Origin of the sequence: Bartonella sp. SD1336NMGDW (genome assembly GCF_042193565.1) — a bacterium.
Taxonomy (GTDB): Bacteria; Pseudomonadota; Alphaproteobacteria; order Rhizobiales; family Rhizobiaceae; genus Bartonella; species Bartonella grahamii.
In genome coordinates, this window is the sequence record NZ_JBHILW010000012.1 from 14019 (window position 1) to 20759 (window position 6741).

General features: G+C 39.8%; 4 protein-coding genes and 1 pseudogene. 2 read left to right on the plus strand and 3 right to left on the minus strand.

From position 1 onward, the window contains the following. Nucleotides 1–833 precede the first annotated feature (833 nt). The 3 genes and pseudogenes from ACFIKH_RS07045 to fumC form a co-directional block, all read right to left on the minus strand. Nucleotides 834–1724 (minus strand): outer membrane protein, encoded by an 891-nt coding sequence (locus ACFIKH_RS07045; protein ID WP_375649085.1) that lies wholly within the window; start codon nt 1722–1724, stop codon nt 834–836. A gap of 661 nt (nt 1725–2385) precedes the next feature. Continuing rightward, nucleotides 2386–2620 (minus strand): annotated as a pseudogene (locus tag ACFIKH_RS07050) (lyase family protein); the annotation flags it as partial. Between the two features lie 576 nt (nt 2621–3196). After that, nucleotides 3197–4585, minus strand: coding sequence for a class II fumarate hydratase (gene fumC / locus ACFIKH_RS07055; protein WP_375626454.1), 1389 nt, complete (start codon nt 4583–4585; stop codon nt 3197–3199). A 226-nt stretch (nt 4586–4811) separates the two neighbouring features. On the opposite strand from fumC, the gene groES reads away from it, so the two are divergent. Next, nucleotides 4812–5108 (plus strand): co-chaperone GroES, encoded by a 297-nt coding sequence (gene groES / locus ACFIKH_RS07060; protein WP_005774667.1) that lies wholly within the window; start codon nt 4812–4814, stop codon nt 5106–5108. 58 nt (nt 5109–5166) lie between these two features. Then, the coding region (gene groL / locus ACFIKH_RS07065) for a chaperonin GroEL (RefSeq protein ID WP_375644485.1) at nt 5167–6741 on the plus strand (1575 nt) is incomplete at its 3' end.

Sequence of the window (6741 nt, forward strand, 5' to 3'; positions counted from 1 at the left end):
AGAAACAAAAACATGAGGCAATGCGTAATCTCCACTCTTTAAAAGACAGGAGTTTTAGAGGCTTAAAAGATTGTGTTTTAGAGGTTTTTGAAAGTCGTAAAACCGAAGTAAAAGGAAATAGTAAGGTTGGAAATTGGTTTTTGCCTTGACAATTTCATATTCTCCCCAAATGAAGCTGTCTCCCCGTTACAGAAATTACATAAACAGAGAACCGCAATATCCTTTCTCTACTTTGGTATGCAATAGCTGTAAAACACTGTCATTTGAAGTGTGGTCATATAGGGCATACTTCCTTGAAAGGTTGCAGTATTTTTTTCAGTGTGTGTTGGATATTCTTAAGTTTGTTTTTTTGCTTTAGGTTTAAGGGCATTCCACGGGGAGGTGCCAAGAGAAGCTCCCTCCTCAAGGGTCCCCAAGAGTTGTTGTGCTTTTATAAACGGATATGATTTTAAAAATGGGTTTTTAGAATCTTGATCCTTCGAGAGTGGGGAGGCCAAGTTAACATCACCCTATAAAACTGCAATTGATGCACAATATCCATAGTTATTTTAAAGCAATATCTCTTAATAACTGCTCTCATTTATTTTATGATGGCGTATTTTACGATGGCGCCCAGTGGTATGATGGTAAAGCTTTTATATTCCAAATGCATTACATGGAAGGGTGAGAGGATAGGAGCTTGCTTTAAAAGAGGAGAGGCTTTATTGTTTCATGACTATTTGTTTACAGTTTAGTCCTAGTTTTTAGAATCTAGGTCTTTTTAGGGGGGAAAGAGGCATAAAAAAACCCCGTTTTTAACAGGGGTTTTTAATAGTTCAATTTTTCTACAAAACTTAGAATTTATAAGCGATACCAAAGCGAAAATCATGCGTTTGAGAAGAGATTTTAAGGTCATCGTTTGCAAATTTCTTTTTAAAAAAATCTGAATAACGATATTCTGTACGCATGATGATATTATCTGTCATTGCAAGGTCAAAACCACCACCAATAGTGTAACCAAGCATTGTTTTTGTCTTATCTAACACATCGCCAGAAGCAAAAATTGTCGAATCTTCTTGCGATTTTGATAAAAGTGACATGATATATTGCATCTGTGTATAGGCTACACCCCCTGCAATATAAGGCATAAGACGATGGGAAGCAAAACCAATACGCGCACGCGCAGCACCAGACCATGTTTCTTTTAATGTTACACTGCTGACAACAATGTCACCATAGTTGGGGATTGTTTCATCCTGAGCTGCAGGTTTTATGATAGGAATCCCAGCTTCTTTAAAGGCAATGTTAATGGAGTCTAATTCATTTAGAATTTTCTTTCCATTGTCTGTTTGGGTGCTTTTCTTCCCAGACCAGACTATGTCCGTATCAAAACCGAAAACAAGGTCATCTCCCAGATCAATATTAGAACCTGCATACAAACCTGCTCTCAATCCTGATGGTTTCGGTGATAGAGTTCTATCAACCCAAGCCCATTTTCCATCCCTGGCTTCTTGTGCGTAATCTAGAATATTTTTACTGGAAAAATATCCAATTTGTCCTCCAAAATAAAAACCAGACCAAGAAAAAGGTGCAGAAACAGTAACCGGTGAGATACGTGACGATGAATCATTTTGCAATGAAACCTTCGGTTTTGATTGCTCAAAGATTACCGTATCTGCTGCTTGCGCTGTTGAAGTGGTAATGAAAGTGAAAATAGATAGTGCAATTAAACATTTTGTTTTCATAAAAAACGTCCCCAGTTTATTTCGAATACAAAGTGTATTATATACAAATTGGTTAAAGAAATCTATATTTAATATCATTATGAAAATTAAAATACTCAAAAAATCTATAATTACCCATATTTAAGCGTTCTTAAAACTTTCTTTCATGCTATTATCCCGCTTTTGTATTGATTTTTCAGTATTTTTTATATACACCCTCTTCAGAGTTCTCTTTGTTTTAGAAAAAATTATAGTATAGTAAACGAGCTTTTTATTTGTTTAAAAAAACATTATTTTATATATATTAAAAACACTCTTTGCTACTCAGTGTTAAATATATTATCCACTATGATTGATATCATTGTACTTAATATTCAATTAGTGGCAAAATGCGTATTGGCACTATCATATTCTTTTCTCGTTTCTGATATTGCGTAGCTTTGTATTGCGATAGCCTTTTGAGCACTTGAGAGGATGAGCGACTTTATTTCTTTATTTCTTTTTTTATCTATATGCCACTTTTGCTTATGACAATCCAAGCGAATAGTTTTGATTGCGAATAGTTTTTATTGCTTGAATGGAATACGAAGAATAAGAAGGAGAAAAGTGCGAGAATTTAAAGTTTCATGAGGTTTCTCATGCGCCATGTAAAACGATAAATTCTCCTTTTCGTTCGCTTAAAGCCGGAACGTGGATGAGAGCCTAAAAACTGAATGTCGTTGGTGATTTTTAAGAGATTAACTTTAAAGAGATTAGTGCGTACACTTAGGTTTTTACGGAAATGGGTGAGGGCGCTATGATGGGTAAATGCCTCAAATTTCTTGCGAGTTGTCAAGGATATCCCCGTCAGAGAGCTGATTGTTTCAGCAAAGTCCAAAACCTTTCGGTGCATTGAGTTTTTTTCCAACAGCTGTTCCTCTATTGAGCACTTCTATCTTCACGCTTTATAAAAATGCTCCCAGACCCATTTCACGATGGTGGCTCGTGAATGGTATAACGATAAAGCCATTGAGCACCCTATCTTTACGCTTCATAAAGAAGCAAGCCGGCATCATCATTATATTTGCCAGCCCGTGGCTGTTGTGACAGACTTCTCCACAATGTTGTGACAGCCCTTGGCAGTTGAGGCGGTTCATTAGAGGCGTGTTTAGTTCTTTCTTATCTTATACAATTTCTATCCACACATTCACTTCGCCACACATTTATCTCGCTTGTGATGTGCAAGTGAGTGATTTTGATTGATTCAACATAGGACAGATTTAAAACGGGAAAATCCTATGGTATTGAGGATTCTCATTCAATATGGATAACGCTAGATTGTCGTTATAAATAAACACATTATCTGATTGAGACAAGAGTAGAAATGTGGACCAGAGCCTAAAATGAACGCTGTGGGTAATCGTTATCGGTCATCATCGGGGTGTGTGCTTACACCCCGATCTTTTGACAGAAAGATTTGTTTTAAGACGTTTACATCTTTTTTAGTGGGTTGTTTATTGGGGAGCAATCATCTTTTTGGGATCAACTAATCGGTCATAATCCTCTATAGAAACGCCAGCTTTTAATGCTTCGGTGCGCAAAGTTGTATCGTGTTTATGCGCTGCTTTGGCAATTTCAGCAGCTTTTTCATAGCCAATTTCTGGTGCAAGAGCTGTGACTAACATGAGTGAGCGCTCCATGAGCGAGTGAATATGAACGCGATTGGCTCGTAATCCTTGAATGCAATGCATATCGAAAGAGCGCATGCAATCACCAAGAAGGGTAATTGATTGTAAAACGTTATAGCCAATAACAGGTTTATAAACGTTGAGTTCAAAATGTCCTTGACTTGCGGCAAAGGTTACGCTGGTGTGATTACCAAAAACTTGACATGCGACCATGGTTAAGGCTTCACATTGCGTGGGGTTAACTTTGCCGGGCATAATAGAAGATCCGGGTTCATTTTCAGGAAGACTGAGTTCCCCTAAACCGGAACGTGGACCAGAGCCTAAAAACCGAATGTCATTTGCAATTTTAAACAGATCAGCAGCGAGAGCATTCAAGCTTCCGTGGAAATGCGCAAGGGCGCCATGATGGGCGAGTGCTTCAAATTTATTGCTGGCAGTTTGGAACGTTATTCCTGTGAAAGCGCTCACTGTTTTTGCAAAAGCAATGTCAAAACCTTTTGGTGCATTCAGCCCTGTGCCAACAGCCGTGCCACCTTGAGCAAGCATGTGGACATCGGTTAGAGCATTTTCAATGCGCTGAAGATTGGCTTCTAATGCGGCACGATAGCCTGAAAATTCTTGCCCTAGGGTTAAAGGCGTTGCATCTTGGGTATGGGTGCGGCCGATTTTAATGATGTCTGCAAATTCTTGCTCTTTTTGTTTTAATGTAGCAATAAGAGCTTCAAGAATTGGTAGTAAGTGTTGGCGTGTTTGCAACGTGGTGGCAATGTGAAGCGCTGTGGGAAAGGAATCGTTCGATGATTGACTCATATTGACATGGTCATTGGGATGAACTGGTTTTTTGCTTCCAAGTTTTCCTCCCAAAATCTTACTGGCACGATTAGCAATGACTTCATTGACATTCATATTGCTTTGTGTGCCAGAACCTGTTTGCCAAACGGAGAGTGGAAAATGCGTATCAAAATCGCCGGCAAGCACTTCATCGGCGGCGGCAATAATTGCTTTTCCAATATTTTCTGGTAGTTTTCCTTTGTCCATATTTACAACAGCTGCAGCCTTTTTGATAAGGGCTAAGGCATAGATGATGGCAAGAGGCTGCTTTTCACTACCAATATTAAAATTATGCAGAGAACGTTCAGTTTGTGCGCCCCAATAACGATCTTGACGTACCGCAATCGTTCCAAAGCTATCCGTTTCCTGACGTGTTTCAACCATGATAAGATCCTTTTTTGTTCACGGGTTCTCAAAAAGATAGATAACGCGAAAGTGCAATAAGAGGCAAGACTTTGAAGCTTCATTTAGAGAAATTATTTTTATGGCTATTCTTGACATTAAGAGATGCCGATTTTATATCTAACTCATACTAGCACTCTCAAGCTATGAGTGCTAGCAAGAACTTTTAAGATTAATGCAATTATGTTCAGTTTTAAGGATTTAAAACATGGCTAATATACAATTCCGCCCACTTCACGACCGTGTCGTTGTCCGTCGGGTTGAATCTGAAAATAAAACGGCTGGTGGGATTATCATCCCTGATACAGCAAAAGAAAAACCCCAAGAAGGCGAAGTGATTGCTGTTGGCAATGGCGCTCTCGATGATAACGGAAAGCGCGTGCCTTTAGAAGTTAAAACAGGAGACCGTATCCTCTTTGGAAAATGGTCTGGAACTGAAGTCAAGATTAATGGGGAAGATCTCCTCATCATGAAAGAATCTGACATTATGGGAATTATGGGCTAATTGAAGCACTTAGTTTTTCATTGTGTACTATTTTGAGAAAACTCCAAGGAGAAATTAAATGGCTGCTAAAGAAGTCAAATTTGGCCGTGAAGCGCGTGAGCGTTTGTTGCGCGGTGTCGACATCCTTGCTAATGCTGTTAAGGTGACACTCGGCCCTAAAGGTCGTAATGTGGTGATTGATAAATCATTCGGTGCGCCTCGCATCACAAAAGATGGTGTATCCGTTGCAAAGGAAATTGAACTTGAAGATAAGTTCGAAAATATGGGTGCACAAATGTTGCGCGAAGTTGCTTCTAAAACCAATGATATCGCTGGTGATGGAACAACAACAGCAACTGTTTTAGGACAAGCTATTGTGCAAGAAGGCGTTAAAGCTGTTGCTGCGGGCATGAACCCAATGGATCTTAAACGCGGGATTGATGCTGCTGTGGATGAAGTGGTGGCAAACCTCTTCAAAAAAGCAAAAAAAATCCAAACTTCAGCAGAAATTGCACAAGTAGGAACCATTTCTGCTAATGGCGCTGCTGAAATCGGTAAAATGATCGCTGATGCTATGGAAAAAGTGGGCAATGAAGGCGTCATTACCGTGGAAGAAGCTAAAACCGCTGAAACGGAATTAGAAGTCGTTGAAGGTATGCAATTTGACCGTGGGTATCTTTCCCCTTATTTTGTCACAAATGCTGAGAAAATGGTCGCTGATCTCGATGATCCTTACATTCTCATTCACGAAAAGAAATTGTCTAATTTGCAATCTCTTCTTCCTGTGCTTGAAGCTGTTGTGCAATCTGGAAAACCACTTCTCATTATCGCTGAAGATGTGGAAGGTGAAGCTTTGGCAACGCTCGTGGTTAACAAGTTGCGTGGTGGTTTGAAAATTGCTGCTGTAAAAGCTCCAGGATTTGGTGATCGCCGTAAAGCAATGTTAGAGGATATCGCAATCTTAACATCCGGACAGGTTATTTCTGAAGATGTGGGCATTAAACTTGAAAATGTCACTTTGGATATGCTTGGACGTGCAAAGAAAGTCAATATTTCTAAAGAAAACACCACCATTATTGATGGTGCTGGACAAAAGTCTGAAATTACTGCTCGCGTTAATCAAATCAAGGCTCAGATCGAAGAAACAACTTCTGACTATGACCGTGAAAAATTGCAAGAAAGACTTGCTAAACTCGCTGGTGGTGTTGCTGTTATCCGTGTGGGTGGTGCAACAGAAGTTGAAGTGAAAGAAAAGAAAGACCGTGTTGATGATGCTTTGAATGCAACACGTGCTGCTGTTGAAGAAGGTATTGTTGCTGGTGGTGGTACCGCATTGTTGCGTGCAGCAAATGCGTTGACCGTTAAGGGAAGTAATCCTGACCAAGAAGCTGGTATTCATATCGTTCGTCGTGCTCTCCAAGCGCCAGCACGTCAAATCGCAACCAATGCCGGTGAAGAAGCCGCGATTATTGTGGGCAAAGTGTTGGAAAATAATGCTGACACTTATGGTTACAATACCGCCACGGGTGAATTTGGTGATTTGATTGCTTTGGGAATTGTTGATCCAGTGAAAGTTGTGCGTTCTGCTCTCCAGAATGCGGCTTCAATTGCTAGCCTTCTGATTACAACAGAAGCAATGGTTGCTGAAGTTCCA

Bases quoted from the DNA above. Each gene is read 5' to 3' on its own strand.
- groES (WP_005774667.1), top strand. From the start codon at position 4,812: ATGGCTAATATACAATTCCGCCCACTTCACGACCGTGTCGTTGTCCGT.
- ACFIKH_RS07045 (WP_375649085.1), bottom strand. From the start codon at position 1,724: ATGAAAACAAAATGTTTAATTGCACTATCTATTTTCACTTTCATTACC.
- fumC (WP_375626454.1), bottom strand. From the start codon at position 4,585: ATGGTTGAAACACGTCAGGAAACGGATAGCTTTGGAACGATTGCGGTA.